Annotated in this window: 15 protein-coding genes; 9 read left to right on the forward strand and 6 right to left on the reverse strand. The window is 59.9% G+C overall.

What is annotated here, in order from left to right; translation table 11 throughout:
- Window positions 1-194 precede the first annotated feature (194 nt).
- Window positions 195-2,723 (reverse strand): bifunctional glycosyl transferase/transpeptidase, encoded by a 2,529-nt coding sequence (gene mrcB / locus BJP61_RS17540; RefSeq protein ID WP_171998867.1) that lies wholly within the window; start codon window positions 2,721-2,723, stop codon window positions 195-197.
- A gap of 103 nt (window positions 2,724-2,826) precedes the next feature.
- Window positions 2,827-5,256, reverse strand: a complete 2,430-nt coding sequence (gene hrpB / locus BJP61_RS17545; protein ID WP_171998869.1) for an ATP-dependent helicase HrpB — start codon at window positions 5,254-5,256, stop codon at window positions 2,827-2,829.
- A 71-nt stretch (window positions 5,257-5,327) separates the two neighbouring features.
- Here hrpB and thpR point away from each other — a divergent pair, with 71 nt between their 5' ends.
- The 9 genes from thpR to panD all read left to right on the forward strand — a co-directional run bounded on the left by thpR (window position 5,328) and on the right by panD (window position 12,325).
- Window positions 5,328-5,858 (forward strand): RNA 2',3'-cyclic phosphodiesterase, encoded by a 531-nt coding sequence (thpR, locus tag BJP61_RS17550; RefSeq protein ID WP_171998871.1) that lies wholly within the window; start codon window positions 5,328-5,330, stop codon window positions 5,856-5,858.
- A gap of 9 nt (window positions 5,859-5,867) precedes the next feature.
- The gene (gene sfsA / locus BJP61_RS17555; RefSeq protein ID WP_161579963.1) at window positions 5,868-6,572 is read left to right on the forward strand and encodes a DNA/RNA nuclease SfsA; all 705 of its coding nucleotides are present in this window, start codon (window positions 5,868-5,870) and stop codon (window positions 6,570-6,572) included.
- 178 nt (window positions 6,573-6,750) lie between these two features.
- The gene (gene dksA / locus BJP61_RS17560; protein ID WP_007749299.1) at window positions 6,751-7,206 is read left to right on the forward strand and encodes an RNA polymerase-binding protein DksA; all 456 of its coding nucleotides are present in this window, start codon (window positions 6,751-6,753) and stop codon (window positions 7,204-7,206) included.
- Window positions 7,207-7,275: 69 nt separating this feature from the next.
- Complete coding sequence (gluQRS, locus tag BJP61_RS17565) at window positions 7,276-8,172, forward strand: tRNA glutamyl-Q(34) synthetase GluQRS (RefSeq protein ID WP_171999362.1); 897 nt, start codon at window positions 7,276-7,278, stop codon at window positions 8,170-8,172.
- 52 nt (window positions 8,173-8,224) lie between these two features.
- Window positions 8,225-9,622, forward strand: coding sequence for a polynucleotide adenylyltransferase PcnB (gene pcnB / locus BJP61_RS17570; RefSeq protein WP_217348518.1), 1,398 nt, complete (start codon window positions 8,225-8,227; stop codon window positions 9,620-9,622).
- Window positions 9,619-10,098, forward strand: coding sequence for a 2-amino-4-hydroxy-6-hydroxymethyldihydropteridine diphosphokinase (gene folK / locus BJP61_RS17575; RefSeq protein WP_171998873.1), 480 nt, complete (start codon window positions 9,619-9,621; stop codon window positions 10,096-10,098). Before pcnB ends, folK begins: the two co-directional genes overlap by 4 nt.
- Before the next feature lie 87 nt (window positions 10,099-10,185).
- Entirely contained in the window at window positions 10,186-10,980 is a 795-nt protein-coding gene (gene panB / locus BJP61_RS17580; RefSeq protein ID WP_038864741.1) for a 3-methyl-2-oxobutanoate hydroxymethyltransferase, read from the forward strand.
- Between the two features lie 12 nt (window positions 10,981-10,992).
- Window positions 10,993-11,847: a pantoate--beta-alanine ligase gene (panC, locus tag BJP61_RS17585; protein WP_038864743.1), complete on the forward strand. Its 855-nt coding sequence runs from the start codon at window positions 10,993-10,995 to the stop codon at window positions 11,845-11,847.
- A gap of 97 nt (window positions 11,848-11,944) precedes the next feature.
- A complete protein-coding gene (gene panD, locus BJP61_RS17590; RefSeq protein ID WP_007749215.1) occupies window positions 11,945-12,325 on the forward strand; it encodes an aspartate 1-decarboxylase in 381 nt (126 codons plus the stop codon).
- Window positions 12,326-12,368: 43 nt separating this feature from the next.
- Here the strand turns inward: panD and BJP61_RS17595 are convergent, their stop codons facing one another.
- From BJP61_RS17595 to BJP61_RS17610, 4 genes are all read right to left on the reverse strand, one after another.
- Window positions 12,369-13,616 (reverse strand): polysaccharide deacetylase family protein, encoded by a 1,248-nt coding sequence (locus BJP61_RS17595; protein WP_171998875.1) that lies wholly within the window; start codon window positions 13,614-13,616, stop codon window positions 12,369-12,371.
- Window positions 13,617-13,695: 79 nt separating this feature from the next.
- On the reverse strand, window positions 13,696-14,127 hold the full coding sequence (locus tag BJP61_RS17600; RefSeq protein WP_038864747.1) for a PTS sugar transporter subunit IIA: 432 nt from the start codon (window positions 14,125-14,127) through the stop codon (window positions 13,696-13,698).
- Window positions 14,128-14,214: 87 nt separating this feature from the next.
- The gene (locus tag BJP61_RS17605; protein ID WP_038864749.1) at window positions 14,215-14,985 is read right to left on the reverse strand and encodes an ABC transporter permease; all 771 of its coding nucleotides are present in this window, start codon (window positions 14,983-14,985) and stop codon (window positions 14,215-14,217) included.
- Window positions 14,982-15,908, reverse strand: a complete 927-nt coding sequence (locus tag BJP61_RS17610; protein ID WP_038864751.1) for an ABC transporter ATP-binding protein — start codon at window positions 15,906-15,908, stop codon at window positions 14,982-14,984. Before BJP61_RS17610 ends, BJP61_RS17605 begins: the two co-directional genes overlap by 4 nt.
- Window positions 15,909-15,976 lie beyond the last annotated feature (68 nt).

A 15,976-nucleotide genomic window follows, 5' to 3' on the forward strand; every position in this document is an offset into this window, starting at 1 on the left:
CTGTTTATATAGCAAGCGCCTGGCGCGGCGCGGGGGGCCGACGGGGCAATTAATCACCAGAGGAAATTATCTGGTTAATCGGGAGATGCCGGAACGTTACCGGCACATTAAACAACGGTGACAATAAAAAAGGGTTTAGCCCTCTTCCCGCCGAAGCCGGAGAGGCGCTAAACCCTGTGTTCCCGGAAGGGACGTTAATTGCTGCCGAACATATCTTTAATCCAGCCCGCCACGCCGTCGCTCTTCTCTTCCTGCTGCGGCGCCTGTTGAGGCTGCTGCTGCGGCTGCTGCGGCGTGGACTGATCGAACGGATTGCCCGACGGCGCGACCGGCTGGCTCTGCTGGCAGAGCGTGTTCGGATCGCTGGTCCAGACCGGCAGCGTACGCATTCCGCCACCGCACAGGAAATTGCCCATCTCATCGACGCCCATGTCGACAATATCTTCCGGCGGCGTCAGATCCAGCGGGATCGGCGACTGGTTACTCAGATAGCGCTGGTAAATCGCCATCGCGCCGCTCGCCCCGTAGAGTTTGGTCGGCTGGTTATTGTCGCGGCCTACCCAGGTGATCACCACTTCGCGCCCGTCAATACCGGCAAACCAGGTGTCGATGTTATTGTTGGTGGTGCCGGTTTTCCCTGCCAGGTGCAGTTTCGGGAATTTTACCGCCAGCGCATGACCGGTCCCGCGCTGCACGACCTGCTGCATCGTCCAGAGCGTCAGGTAGGCGGCCTGCGCCGGTACCGCGCGCTCGGATTGCGGGAAGCTCTGATACAGCACGCTGCCATCTTCAGCGATAACCGAGCGCAGCACGGAAAGCTGGGCGCGGTTGCCGCCGCTTGCGATGGTCTGGAACGCCTGCGCCACTTCAATCGGCGTCAGGTTCAGCGCGCCCAGCAACATCGACGGCACGGCGTGCAGCTGATTTTCCGGCGCGCCCAGTTTTTTCCAGGTGTCAGTCACGGCCTGTAACCCGAGCGCCATACCGAGGTTCACCGTCGGCACGTTCATGGAGCGCGTCAGCGCGTCCACCAGCATCACCTGCCCGCTGTAGCGGTGATCGTCGTTCTGCGGCGACCATACCTGACCATTCGGCTGGCGCAGGGAGATCGGCGCATCGGCAATCCAGGTGTTCAGGCGATACGTGTTCGGCTGGCTTAACGCGGTCAGATAGGTCGCCGGTTTCGCCAGCGAGCCAATTGAGCGACGCGCCTGCATTGCGCGGTTATAGCCCGCGAACTGCGGGTTCGCGCCGCCTACCATCGCGCGGACTTCGCCGGTAAAGCGGTCCACCACGACCATCGCCGTTTCCAGATCCTTCAGCTTGCGCTGTTTGATGAGCGCCGGAATGCCCTCCACCGCCGCTTTCTCTGCCGCATCCTGCGCGACCGAGTCAAAGGTGGTGAAAATCTTCACGCCGGAGAGATCTTTCACTTTGTCGCCAAGCTTCGCCTGCAGCTCCTGGCGCACCATCTGCATAAACGCCGGCTGCGGGGAGATGACGCCGCCGCGCGGCTGCACGCCGAGCGGACGGGCGCTCAGCATGTCGTAGAGCTCCTGGTCAATGACCTTTTGCTCCTGCAACAGCCGCAACACCAGGTTACGACGCTCCAGCGCCAGTTTCGGGTTGCGCCATGGGTTATAGAGCGACGCGCCCTTCACCATGCCCACCAGCAGCGCCTGCTGATCGAGGCTCAACTCGTCGACCGGACGGCCAAAGTAGTAGAGGCTCGCCAGCGGGAAGCCGCGGATCTGATCGTCGCCGCTCTGACCGAGATAAACTTCATTGAGATAGAGCTCAAGGATGCGGTCTTTGCCGTAGCGCGCGTCCATGATAAGCGCCATATACGCTTCGTTGGCTTTACGCCACAGCGTGCGCTTGTTGGTCAGGAACAGGTTTTTCACCAGCTGCTGGGTCAGCGTACTGCCGCCCTGCACTGCGCGGCCCGCCGTCAGGTTCGCCAGCACGGCGCGCCCGATGGAGTACACGCTGATGCCGTCATGCTCGTAGAAATGCCGGTCTTCGGTGGCGATAAGCGTATCCACCAGCAGATCCGGGAAGCCGGAGCGCGGCACAAACAGGCGCTGTTCGCCATTCGGCGACGAAAGCATGGTAATCAAGCGCGGATCGAGGCGGAAGAAACCGAAGTTACGGTTGCTGTCCATATTTTCGATAGTGGCCAGGTGATCGCCGTCAAACTCCAGCCGCGCGCGGATCTGCCCTTCTTTACTGTCCGGGAAATCGAACGGACGGCGGATCATCTCGATGCTGTTGGCCTGAACGGTAAACTCGCCAGGGCGCGTCATTTTCGTCACCTGACGATACTGCGTCGCCTCCAACAGCTTCACCATCTCCTGCTTGCTGATGGTCATATCCGGCTCAAGGTTGACCATACGGCCATAGACCGCCGCCGGCAGTTGCCAGACTTTGCCATCAATACGGCTGCGGATTTTTTGATCCAGATAGACGCCGTAGATAACAAACAGCACCACAAAAACCACAAACAGCTTTAACAGAAGCCACAGCCAGCGGCGTTTGCCGCGCGGTTTTCCGCCTTTGCCTTTTTTGCCTTTTACCTTACGCGGCATTGGCTCCTCATCGTCTTCGTCTTCATACTCATCGTCATAATCCTCTTCCCTGAGACGACGACGGCTTACCTTCTGTTTTGCCGGACGCGTCGGTCGTCCTTTGCGTCCGATAGGTTCGCGGTCATTCCCCGCCATGCTTTTTCTCCACAACGTACAGGCGCAAAGGCCAGATTCTTGGCTCTTCCGCCCGCAGGCGGAAGAAGAAAGCTCTCAAATCATCACGACGGCATCGCCGCCGCTACTGATACTTTTTGGTGCGCCGGGTCGGCAGCGCGTTAGCCGGATCGTCCGGCCAGACATGTTTCGGGTAGCGCCCTTTCATCTCTTTCTGCACCTCTTTCCAGGCGCCGCGCCAGAACGCGCTGAGATCGCGCGTAATTTGCAGCGGCCGCTGGGCGGGTGAAAGCAGTTCGAGCGTAAGCGGCACCCGGCCTTCGGCGATAACCGGCGTTTCGGCTTCTCCGAACATCTCCTGAATGCGCACCGCCAGCGCCGGTGGGTTTTCCTCATGATAGCGAATCGCTATCCGGCTGCCGGTCGGCACAGTGTAATGCCCCGGCAGCGCACTATCCAGCCGTTGCCGCTGCTGCCAGTCGAGTAAATGCAGCAGCGCCTGGGCGAGATTGATGTTTTTCAGCGCGCGCAGCGAGTGAACCCCGCGCAGCTCAGGCAGCAGCCAGACATCCAGCGACGCCAGCAACGCCTCGTCGCTCACGTCCGGCCACGGATGTTCCGGCAGAAAGCGCGCCGCGCAGTGCAAACGCAGGCGCAGTTGTTCTGCCTCCGGCGTCCAGTTAAGAACAGAAAGCCCTTTTTCGCGAATGCCGTTGAGCATCGCCTGATGCAGCTCCTCTTCAGAAGGCTTCGACAGCGGCTGGGTTTTCAACACCAGTTCCCCGACCTGCCAGCGGCGCTGCGCGCGCAGCGTGCCCTGTTCGTCGTTCCATTCCAGCGAATCGCGCTGGCGTAGCAGGTGCGGACACGCGTCAATCAGCGCGTCAATATCCAGCGGCAGCGCCTGTAAAATCCGCGCGTCGGCGCTGTGGCTCCCCTGAAGCAGCAGCGGGGCGATAAGCCATTCGTAGCGCGTCAGCGCGTCGTCCCCCTCAAGCATTGCGCCCATGCCGTTCGCAAGCTGATAACGTCCCTCCTGGCCGCGACGCCGCGCAATCCGATCGCTGAACGCGCCAGCCAGCAGCGAGGGCGCAAGCGTCAGCGACGGCGCGCCGCCTTTCGCCTTCAGCCGCTTCATCAGTTGCCCGCTGCGGGCCTGCCAGTTGCCCTGGTTTCTGGAAAACGCGCCGCGCAGATCCGTCTCCTGCCCGCGCGGCGGCTCTTCGAGAATAGCGGCAAGCCGCGCCGCTGTTGCCTGGGCGTCCGCGCCCTGCGCGCTGACCAGCATCGCCGCGAGCCGCGGATCGTTGCCAAGCTGCGCCATCTGGCGTCCACGGGCGGTAAGCTGGCCGTCTTTTAGCGCGCCAAGCGTGGTCAGCAGCTGGCGCGCGGCGGCAAGGTTGACCGCGGGCGGCAGATCCAGCCAGCGGAGTTCGGCAACATCGCGACAGCCCCACATCAGCAGCTCCAGCAGCAGACCGCCGAGATCGCTCTGGGTGATTTCCGCCTCGCCCTGCGCGCTTGCGCGCTCGGCCTGCTCTTTGGGGATGAGATGCAGGCAGATGCCCGGCTCAAGACGCCCGGCGCGACCGGCCCGCTGGGTCATCGACGCCTGGCTGATACGCTGGGTGATAAGCCGCGTCAGGCCGGTGCGGGCGTCAAAGCGCGCCACGCGCTCCTGGGCGCTGTCCACCACCAGCCGGATGCCTTCGATGGTCAGGCTGGTTTCGGCGATGTTGGTGGCCAGCACCACTTTGCGCACGCCCGGCGGCGCGGGCAGGATCGCTTTGCGTTGCTCCGCGAGCGGCAGCGCGCCGTACAGCGGACAGAGCACCACATCGCGCCCGACGCGCTCCGCAAGCTGCGTCTGCACCCGCTGGATCTCGCCGACGCCCGGCAAAAACAGCAGCAGCGACCCCGCTTCGTCGCGCAGCAACCCGCTCACCGCCTGCGCCACCGCCTCATCAAAACGCTGATGCGCAGGCAGCGCCTGATAGCGACGTTCTACCGGGAAGCTGCGCCCTTCGGAGATGACCGTCGGCGCCTGCGGCAGCAGCGCCTGGAGGCGGTCGTTGTCGAGTGTCGCGGACATGATAAGGAGCCTGAGATCCTCACGCAGCCCTTGCTGGACGTCGAGCAGCAACGCCAGCGCGAGATCCGCCTGCAGGCTGCGCTCGTGGAACTCATCGAGGATGACCAGCGATACGCCGGACAGCTCAGGGTCACGCTGTAAGAGCCGCGTCAGAATGCCTTCGGTTACGACTTCAAGCCGGGTCGTGGGGCCGGTGCAGCTTTCGGCGCGCATCCGGTAGCCCACGGTTTGACCGCACGGCTCGCCAAGCTGATCCGCGAGGCGCTGCGCCACGTTGCGGGCCGCCAGCCGCCGGGGCTCCAGCATAATGATTTTTCCGTCAAAGCCGCCTGACTTAAGGATCTCCAGCGGCAGCCAGGTCGATTTCCCGGCGCCGGTCGGGGCGCTAAGCAGCACCTGGGGCGCATGCTTCAGGGCATTGAGAAGTTCAGGCAAAACGGCGGCGACCGGTAAAGACGACACGACAGGCTCCAGAGGGTTACTATGAAAGGCACGCATTGTAGCATTCCGCCCGATCATTACGAGTTACCGCTATGTCAGACCAGAAACGGCTGTTTTTCGCGCTGCCGCTGCCCGCCGGGCTTCAGCAACAAATTATTGAATGGCGCGCCGCGACCTTCGCGCCCGACGCGGGCAGGCCCATCGCCGCCGCTAATCTGCATATTACGCTCGCCTTTTTAGGTGACGTAAGCGCGCAGAAGCAGCGCACGCTAAGCGCGCTCGCCGGGCGCATCAGTCAGCCCGGTTTTACGCTGCATCTTGATGACGCCGGTCACTGGCCCCGCTCGCAGGTGGTCTGGCTGGGGTCGCGCCAGCCGCCGCGCGGCTTGTTGCAGCTCGCGAATCTCCTGCGCGCGCAGGCGGCGCGCAGCGGTTGCCCACAAAGCGTGCAACCCTTTCATCCGCATGTCACATTACTGCGTAACGCTCAGCACCCGGTCAGGCTGCCGCCGCCAGGGTTTGGCTGGCAGTTTCCGGTGCGGGAGTTTGTGCTGTATGAGTCGCGTTTTGAAAAGGGACGTACCCGTTACCAGCCGCTGGAATGCTGGTCTCTTAACCCATAAGGAAGCGACATGGAATTTACCCCCGCCCTGCAACCGGCCCGGCTGATTGCGCGCTACAAGCGCTTTCTTGCCGATGTGGTGACGCCGGAAGGCGAAACCCTGACCCTGCACTGCCCGAACACCGGCGCGATGACCGGCTGCGCCACGCCGGGGGATACCGTCTGGTATTCCACGTCCAGCGTGGCGACGCGCAAATACCCGCATACCTGGGAATTAACCGAAACCCGCGACGGGGCGTTAATTTGCGTGAATACGCTGCGCGCGAACGCCGTCGTGAAAGAGGCGCTACAGGCACAGCGTCTGCCTGCGTTTGCCGGTTATGAGAGTCTCCAAAGCGAAGTGAAGTACGGCGCGGAGCGCAGCCGAATTGACTTCATGTTACAGGCGAGTGACAAGGTTAACTGCTATATTGAGGTGAAATCCGTGACGCTGTCGGAGCCCGATTCAGGCTACTTCCCGGATGCGGTGACCGCGCGCGGTCAGAAGCATTTACGGGAGCTGATGAGCGTGGTGGAAAACGGGGATCGGGCCGTGCTGTTGTTCGCCGTTCTGCACTCCGCCATTACGCAGGTCGCCCCGGCACGCCATATTGATGAACGCTACGCCGAGCTTTTAAGCGAGGCGCAGCGCAAGGGGGTGGAAGTGCTGGCCTGGAAGGCCTCGCTCTCCGCCAGTGAGATAACGCTGACGTCGCCTTTGCCGGTTCGCTTATAACCAGTTGATCCGCAATCGACTAATAATGATACGGCCGCGTGCGCAAATACGCTTTTCCTCACAGGGTTGTCAAGTGTAACGTTTAGATAATTGCTATCCGGAAAAGCTTCTGTTATTTATAGCGGCCTGATTTTTCCCCCGAGAAGGGGATCGATAGTGCGTGTTAAGGAGAAGCAACATGCAAGAAGGGCAAAACCGTAAAACATCGTCCCTGAGTATTCTCGCCATCGCTGGGGTGGAGCCGTATCAGGAGAAGCCGGGCGAAGAGTATATGAACGAAGCCCAGCTGGCGCACTTCAAGCGTATTCTTGAGGCATGGCGTAATCAACTCCGGGATGAAGTCGATCGCACTGTAACCCATATGCAGGATGAAGCTGCAAACTTCCCGGATCCGGTAGACCGTGCCGCCCAGGAAGAGGAGTTCAGCCTTGAGCTGCGCAACCGCGACCGTGAGCGTAAGCTCATCAAGAAAATTGAAAAAACGCTGAAAAAAGTGGAAGACGAAGATTTCGGCTACTGCGAATCCTGCGGTGTTGAAATCGGTATCCGTCGCCTCGAAGCGCGTCCTACCGCCGATCTGTGCATCGACTGCAAGACGCTCGCCGAAATCCGCGAAAAACAGATGGCCGGCTAATCGCCGACACAGGTCAAAATCACTCACGGCGGGATTTTCCCGCCGTATTCTTTTATGTCTGCCATCATCATGTCTGTGAAGCCTTATATCGGGCGCTTCGCCCCCTCTCCTTCCGGCGAACTGCATTTCGGCTCGCTTATCGCCGCGCTCGGCAGTTATCTGCAGGCCCGCGCATTGCAGGGTACGTGGCTTGTACGCATTGAAGATATCGATCCGCCGCGCGAAATGCCTGGCGCCGCCGACGCGATTTTGCGCCAGCTTGAGCACTACGGCCTGCACTGGGACGGCGAGGTGCTGTACCAGTCGCAACGCCATGACGCCTACCGCGAGGCGTTAGCATACCTGCGCGAGCACGGGCTGAGCTACTACTGCACCTGCCCGCGCAGCCGCATTCAGCAGACAGGCGGCGTCTATGACGGCCACTGCCGCACGCTGCATCACGGCCCGGAAAACGCGGCCGTCCGGCTGGTGCAGACGCATCCGGTTATGGCCTTTACCGATAAACTGCGCGGCACACTCACCGCCGATCCGGCGCTGGCGCGCGAAGATTTTATTATTCATCGCCGGGATGGGCTTTTCGCCTATAACCTGGCGGTGGTAGTGGATGACCACTTCCAGGGCGTGACGGAAATCGTGCGCGGCGCGGATCTTATCGAGCCGACGGTGCGCCAGATTTCGCTGTATCAGCAACTGGGCTGGCAGGCGCCCGATTACGTGCATCTGCCGCTGGTAATTAACCCGGATGGCAACAAGTTGTCCAAACAGAATCACGCGCCGCCGCTGCCCAAGGGCGATCCGCGTCCGGTGCTGAGCGCCGCGCTGGCGTTCTTAAACCAGCCGGTCGAAGACGACTGGCGCGCGCTTTCCACCGAAACGCTGTTGCGTCAGGCGGTGGAAAAATGGGATCTCAGCGCGGTGCCTGCGGCGGTGGCCGCGAATCCGGCATTCTCAAACGCGTTGCGCTGAGCTATATTAGCCGCTGTTTTTTGTCCAGAGACTGACACTACCGAGGTGCACCATTTTTACCCGAGTCGCTAATTTTTGCCGTAAGGTGTTAAACCGCGAGGAGAGCGTGGTTGACGAAGGCGCCGCACAGCCCGCCATAACCATTATCCCGCGCGAACAGCACGCTATCTCCCGCAAAGATATCAGCGAGAACGCGCTCAAGGTGATGTACCGCCTGAATAAAGCCGGTTATGAAGCCTGGCTGGTGGGCGGCGGTGTGCGCGATCTGCTGCTTGGCAAAAAACCGAAAGATTTTGACGTCACCACCAACGCGACGCCGGATCAGGTGCGCAAGCTGTTTCGCAACTGCCGCCTCGTAGGCCGCCGCTTCCGCCTGGCGCACGTCATGTTCGGGCCGGAAATCATCGAAGTCGCCACGTTTCGCGGCCATCATGAAGAGAGCGTGAGCGATCGCGCCACTTCCCAGCGCGGCCAGAACGGCATGCTGCTGCGCGATAATATCTTCGGCTCGATTGAAGAAGACGCCCAGCGTCGCGATTTCACCATTAACAGCCTTTACTACAGCGTGGCCGATTTCACGGTGCGCGATTACGTAGGCGGTCTTAACGATCTTAACGCCGGGATTATCCGTCTGATTGGCGACCCGGAAACCCGCTACCGCGAAGATCCGGTGCGTATGCTGCGCGCCGTGCGTTTCGCCGCGAAGCTCGATATGCGCATCAGCCCGGAGACCGGGGAGCCCATCCCGCGCCTCGCCACGCTGTTGAACGATGTGCCGCCGGCGCGTCTGTTTGAAGAGTCCTTAAAGCTGTTACAGGCAGGCTACGGTTACGCCACGTATCGCCTGCTGTGCGAATATAACCTGTTCCAGCCGCTGTTCCCGGGTATCAGCCGCTATTTCACCGAGAAAGGTGACAGCCCGATGGAGCGCATCATCGCGCAGGTGCTGAAGAATACCGATAACCGCATCCATAACGACATGCGCGTGAACCCGGCTTTCCTGTTCGCCGCCATGTACTGGTATCCGCAGCTCGAAATGGCGCAGAAAATCGCCCAGGAGAGCGGGCTTGCTTACTATGACGCCTTCGCGCTGGCGATGAACGACGTGCTGGACGAAGCCTGCCGCTCGCTCGCTATCCCGAAACGCATTACCACGCTTATCCGCGATATCTGGATGCTGCAGCTGCGCCTGTCGCGCCGTCAGGGTAAACGCGCCTGGAAACTGATGGAGCACCCGAAATTCCGCGCCGCCTACGATCTGCTGGCGCTGCGCGCCGAAGCGGAAAACAACGGCGAGCTGCAACGCCTGACGAACTGGTGGGGTGAATTCCAGTCGGCCGCGCCGCCGCTGCAAAAAAATATGCTTAACGATCTGGGCGACGAGCCGGCTGAGCGCCGTCGTCAGCGTCGTCCCCGCCGCCGCGCCCCGCGCCGCGAGGGCAGCGCGTGACTCTGGCCTACATCGCGCTCGGCAGCAATCTCGCCGAGCCGCTTTCACAGGTGAACGACGCGCTGGCCGCGCTGGCGCAGATCCCGCACAGCCGCATCGTGGCGACCTCGTCATTTTATCGCACTCCGCCGCTCGGTCCGCAGGATCAGCCCGATTACCTGAACGCCGCCGTGGCGCTGGAAACCTCGCTTACGGCGGATGCGCTCCTCGATAATACCCAGCGCATCGAGCTGCAACAGGGGCGCGTGCGTAAAGCGGAGCGCTGGGGGCCGCGCACGCTCGATCTCGACATCATGCTGTTTGGCGATGAGACAATAAACACGCCGCGGCTGACCGTTCCGCACTACGACATGAAAAACCGCGCTTTTATGCTGCTGCCGCTCGCACAGATCGCCCCGACGCTGCACTTTCCGGATGGCGAGCGGCTGGCCGACGTGCTGGAACGCCTTGATTGCTCAGCCATTCGTCACTGGTAAACCAAAAAATTCCGCTTCCGCTTTCCTCGCGGTATCCTCCCGCAAACGCATCGTTTACACTGCTTTTTTTCTGTTTGCGGGACACTCATGAAACCGACAACCATTTCTCAATTGCGACGCCTGAAGGAAGCGGGCAAGAAGTTCGCCACCATTACCGCCTACGATTTCAGTTTTGCGAAACTCTTTGAAGAAGAAGGGATTGGCGTCATGCTGGTCGGCGATTCTCTGGGAATGACGGTCCAGGGACACGACTCCACCCTGCCGGTGACGGTAGACGATATCGCCTATCATACCCGCGCGGTACGACGCGGCGCGCCGCACTGCCTGCTGCTCGCCGATCTGCCGTTTATGGCCTACGCCACCCCGGAACAGGCGTTTGAAAACAGCGCCGCTGTTATGCGCGCGGGCGCGAATATGGTCAAAATCGAAGGCGGTCGCTGGCTTGCCGACACCGTGCGGATGCTGACTGAACGCGCTGTGCCGGTGTGCGGGCATCTGGGCCTGACGCCGCAGTCAGTCAATATTTTCGGCGGCTATAAAGTGCAGGGTCGCGATGAAGCCGCGGCCCAGACGCTGCTTGACGACGCGCTGGCGTTAGAAGCTGCCGGCGCGCAGTTGCTGGTGCTGGAATGCGTGCCGGTGGCGCTTGCGCAGCGCATCACCGAAGCCCTCTCCATTCCGGTCATCGGCATCGGCGCTGGCAATGTCACTGACGGCCAGATCCTGGTGATGCATGACGCGTTCGGTATTACCGGCGGCCACATTCCTAAATTCGCCAAAAACTTCCTGACGCAGGCGGGCGACATGCGCGCCGCGGTGCGCCAGTATATCGCTGAGGTGGAGTCCGGCGCGTATCCGGGCGAAGAACACAGTTTTCACTAAAGGAGTCGTATTGTGCTGATTATTGAAACCTTACCACTGTTGCGCCAGCAGATCCGCCGTCTGCGTATGGAAGGCAAACGCATCGCGCTGGTGCCGACCATGGGCAACCTGCACGATGGCCATATGAAACTGGTGGATGAGGCGAAAACCCACGCCGACGTGGTGGTGGTAAGCATTTTCGTTAATCCGATGCAGTTTGACCGCGCCGACGACCTGGCGCGCTATCCGCGCACGCTTCAGGAAGATTGTGAAAAGCTGAAAAAGCGCGGCGCCGATATTGTCTTCGCCCCGACGCCGGAAGAGGTCTATCCGCACGGCATGAGCGACCAGACGTTTGTCGAGGTGCCGGGCATCTCCACAATGCTCGAAGGCGCAAGCCGTCCGGGGCACTTTCGTGGCGTCTCGACCGTGGTCAGCAAACTCTTTAACCTGGTGCAGCCGGATGTCGCCTGCTTTGGCGAAAAGGATTATCAGCAGCTGGCGCTTATCCGCAAAATGGTGGCCGACATGGGCTACGACATCGATATCATCGGCGTGCCGACGGTACGCGCTAAAGATGGTCTGGCGCTCAGCTCGCGCAACGGCTACCTGACCAGCGACCAGCGCAAAATCGCGCCGGGTCTTAGCAAGGTGATGAACGCGATGGCGGAGAAACTGCGCGCGGGCGAGCGCGATCTGGAGGCGATAATTGCCGCAGCAAGCGAAGAACTCAGCGACAAAGGCTTTCGTCCGGACGACCTGCAAATCCGCGATGCCGACACGCTGCTGGCGCTCTCGCCGGCAAGCAAACGGGCGGTGATCCTGATGGCCGCATGGCTGGGTCAGGCGCGATTAATCGACAATCAGACCGTGGAATTAGCCCAGTAGACAGTCCGGGTAAAAAGGGCAATACTGCCCGGGATAAATTCCTGGCACCGGGTCACCGCCCGGCGCTGACGACATTCTGGTAAACAGGGTTCAAGTTATGATTCGCACCATGTTGCAGGGCAAACTGCACCGCGTCAAAGTCACTCAGGCGGACCTGCATTATGAAGGCTCCTGCGCCATCGATCAGGATTTCCTCGAGGCCGCGGGCATTCTGGAATATGAAGCTATTGATATCTACAACGTGACCAATGGCAAACGCTTTTCAACGTACGCCATCGCCGGCGAGCGCGGCTCGAAAATCATTTCGGTGAACGGCGCGGCGGCCCACTGCGCGGATGTCGGCGATATCCTGATTATCGCAAGCTACGTCACCATGCCGGATGAGCAGGCGCGTAGCTGGCAGCCGAAAGTTGCCTATTTCGACGGCGACAATGAGATGAAACGCATCGCCAAAGCGGTGCCGGTGCAGGTGGCGTAACGCCCGGCACCGACAGATGAAGCCCTCCTCGCGAGGGCTTTTTTTATCCCTGCGGCTGGTTGCTGATGATTTTCGACATCGTCTCCAGCGAATCGGTGCGCAGGATATAGAGCCTCTTCAGCAGAAACGGGTTATCGCCCGGTTTCACCTTTCCTTTCACCGTCGTCACTGCCAGATGAAACCCGGCGTCGCCCGCGGCTTTCACCGCTTTATCGTCATAGCCGCCGAACGGATATGAAAGAAACAGCACATGCGGATTGAACTGGGCCAGCGCGCGGCGCGAGCGTTTGTAATCAAAAAGAATGTTGTGATACGTGCGGCTTAGCAGGATCGGATGATGCGCGCCGTCGGTACGGTGCAGAAAATGGGTGTGCGACTGGATATCAAACACATCCTGGATCGCTTTCAGTTCAGAGACGCTCATAAACTGCAGCGACTTCGGCTCCCACGGCTGTGGATGGCGCTTGATGCGCGATGAGATAATAAACGCCGTCGCCTTAAAGCCGTACGCTTTCAGCACCGGATACGCGTAGCGATAAACCGATTTCAGGCCGTCATCAAAGGTAATGACGACCGCGCGGGCAGGCAGATTGACGCGGTTATGCACGTAGCCGTCGAGATCGTAGAGGCTGAGCGTCGCATACCCCTGGTCGCGCAGCCAGGTCATCTGGTTACTGAACGCGCGTACCGAGGTGGTGGTGGAGGTATGGCGAAACCGGGTGTTCTCGTCATCGTGCAGGATATGGTGATACGTCAGCACCGGAACGCCGTTATCCTCCTGCGCCTCCAGGCTGCTGACATACCCCAGCCGGTCGCCGATGCGGATCTGATACCAGGTCTGATTCAGACGGTCCTTCAGCTTGCCGACAACAGGATAGCGCAGGTTTTCCGCAAGCGTGCCGAGCGGCGCGCTGTTGATGTCCGGCTCGTTATAGACGGTGACATCCCGCCATGTGATCAGGTTTTGGTTGCTGAGCGGCTTATTGAGATCCCCCAGGCTGTCTTTCACCCGGTTATTGCCCTGCACGTCGGTCAGGTGATTTTTATCAATAAATCCGGTGCCGAAGCCAAAGCGGAACTCGTAATAGTCAGCGGCAATCGGGACGACCGCCAGAAGCTGCCCTTTACGGATCGTGCCCACTGTCCGTACGTTATCCCCTACTTTGGCCCAGATAGCGGCATCTTCCGTGATTTGCATATATTGCGCGGGAACGGGTTCGTTGCCGAGCAGGCTCGCCTGCGCGGCGCCTGCGGCTAGCAGCAGCAGGCAGATAAAAAGACGCTTTAACATAGAAATGAAGGAACAGTGACAACCAGAGGTGAAATTGTGTGCATTTTAACAAAAGTGACATGAATACCAAGCCAATCTGTTATTTATCGTGCAGCAGGACAAACGGCGGGTGCTTTTGCTGTTGATGCCAGAGGCTGGTAACGCCCTCGCCGCCAGCCTGCACGATGGCGTCGCGAAACGCCGCGCTGTCGCACGCGTCGCGCAGCGGGTACATCTGCGCCAGCAACGGTAAAGTGACGCCGGCGATAACTTCGCTATGCGGATGTTTATGACTCAACAGCGCCGCCGCGCGATACGGCGCGCCGCCTACGCTGTCGGTCAGAAAAATCACGCCGTCGCCGCGGTCGACGTGCCAGAGCGCGTCGCACATCATACGGCTTAGCATATTGGTGCTAAGCCCCGTCCAGTAATCCACTGTCCGGCACAGCGCCAGCGCGCCAAACTGCGCTTCGAGCTGTTCGGCGTAGTCGCGGGCGGCGTAATCGTGACAGGCGATAACCCAACCTAACATGGCGAATCTCCTTGCATCAGGCCGGGTAGTGTAGCGAAGTGGCGACGCGTCGGCGTGATATTCATCAACGCCGACGCGGTTAGCGCATCAGGAACGCAGGCCGCGCCCGCGGCTGATGAGATACCAGCACAGCAGATAGAACGCGACGATAAAGCACGCCAGCACGGCGACGGTAAACAGCAGCGGCACATCGGAAATGCCGAGGAAACCGAAGCGGAAGCCGCTAATCATGTAGACGATTGGGTTTAAATGCGACAGCGCCTGCCAGAAAGGCGGCAGCAGCGTCAGCGAATAAAATACCCCGCCGAGATAAGTAAGCGGCGTCAGCACGAAGGTCGGGATCAGGCTGATATCGTCAAACGTTTTCGCGAAGACCGCGTTCAGCAAGCCCGCAAGCGAAAACAGAATGGCGGTCATCAGCAGCGTCAGGGCGACAAACAGCCACGAGTGGACTTGGAACGGCACGAAGAACAGCGACACGGCCGTCACCAGCACGCCGACGCACAGGCCGCGCGCCACGCCGCCGCCAACATAACCGGCGATAATCACATGTGTCGGCACCGGCGCTACCAGCAACTCTTCGATATTGCGCTGAAACTTGGCGCTGAAAAACGACGAGGCTACGTTGGCGTAGGAGTTGGTGATCACCGCCATCATGATGAGGCCCGGCACGATAAACTGCATGTAGCTAAAGCCATGCATTTCGCCGATACGTGAGCCAATAAGATTGCCGAAAATAATAAAATAGAGGGTCATCGTTATGACCGGCGGCACCAGGGTCTGCACCCAGATGCGTGCAAACCGGTTCACCTCTTTCGCCCAGATACTCTTCAGGGCGACCCAATAAAGCTGCATCATGCGCGCTCTCCTTGTTTCTCATTCACCAGCGTGACGAACAGCTCTTCAAGGCGGTTCGCTTTGTTGCGCATACTCAGCACCTGCACGCCCTGGGCGGTCAGCTGATTAAAGACGCTGTTGATGCCCTGCTCGCGCAGCACTTCCACCTCAAGGGTTGCGGTATCCACCAGCCGATACTGATAGCCTTCGAGCTTCGGCAGTGGGCTTTTCGCGGCGAGATCGAGGATAAACGTCTCTGATTTCAGCTTGGAGAGCAGCGATTTCATGGAGGTGTTTTCCACCAGTTCGCCGCGCTGGATGATGCCGATATTGCGGCACAGCATCTCCGCTTCTTCGAGATAGTGGGTGGTCAGGATAATCGTGGTGCCTTTGTCGTTCAGATCTTTCAGAAACCCCCACATCGAACGGCGCAGCTCGATATCGACGCCCGCGGTTGGTTCATCAAGGATAAGCAGCTTCGGCTCGTGCATGAGCGCGCGGGCAATCATCAGACGGCGCTTCATCCCGCCGGAAAGCATACGTGCACGTTCGTTGCGTTTTTCCCACAGATCGAGCTGGTTAAGATACTTTTCGCTGCGCGCGATGGCTTCACGGCGCTCCACGCCGTAATAACCCGCCTGGTTGACGACGATCTGCTGTACGGTCTCGAAGGGGTTGAAGTTAAACTCCTGCGGCACCAGCCCCAGCTGGCGTTTGGCGTTCACCACATCCCGTTCCAGATCGTACCCAAACACGCGCACCCGACCGGAGGATTTATTGACCAGCGAGCTGATGATGCCGATGGTGGTCGATTTTCCCGCCCCGTTAGGCCCCAGCAGTGCGTAAAAATCCCCCGCTTCTACTTGTAAATCAATGCCGCGCAGCGCCTGTACGCCGCCGGGATAGGTTTTTTTAAGCTGCTCCAGCTCCAGTGCAATTGTCATGGATGTCCAGTCACCTTGTTTTCTTGCATAAGTTGTGTGGTTTAAAAAAAAGTTTAGTTGCCCTATAT

The organism is Cronobacter sp. JZ38, assembly GCF_008932145.1.
Classification (GTDB): Bacteria; Pseudomonadota; Gammaproteobacteria; order Enterobacterales; family Enterobacteriaceae; genus Cronobacter; species Cronobacter muytjensii.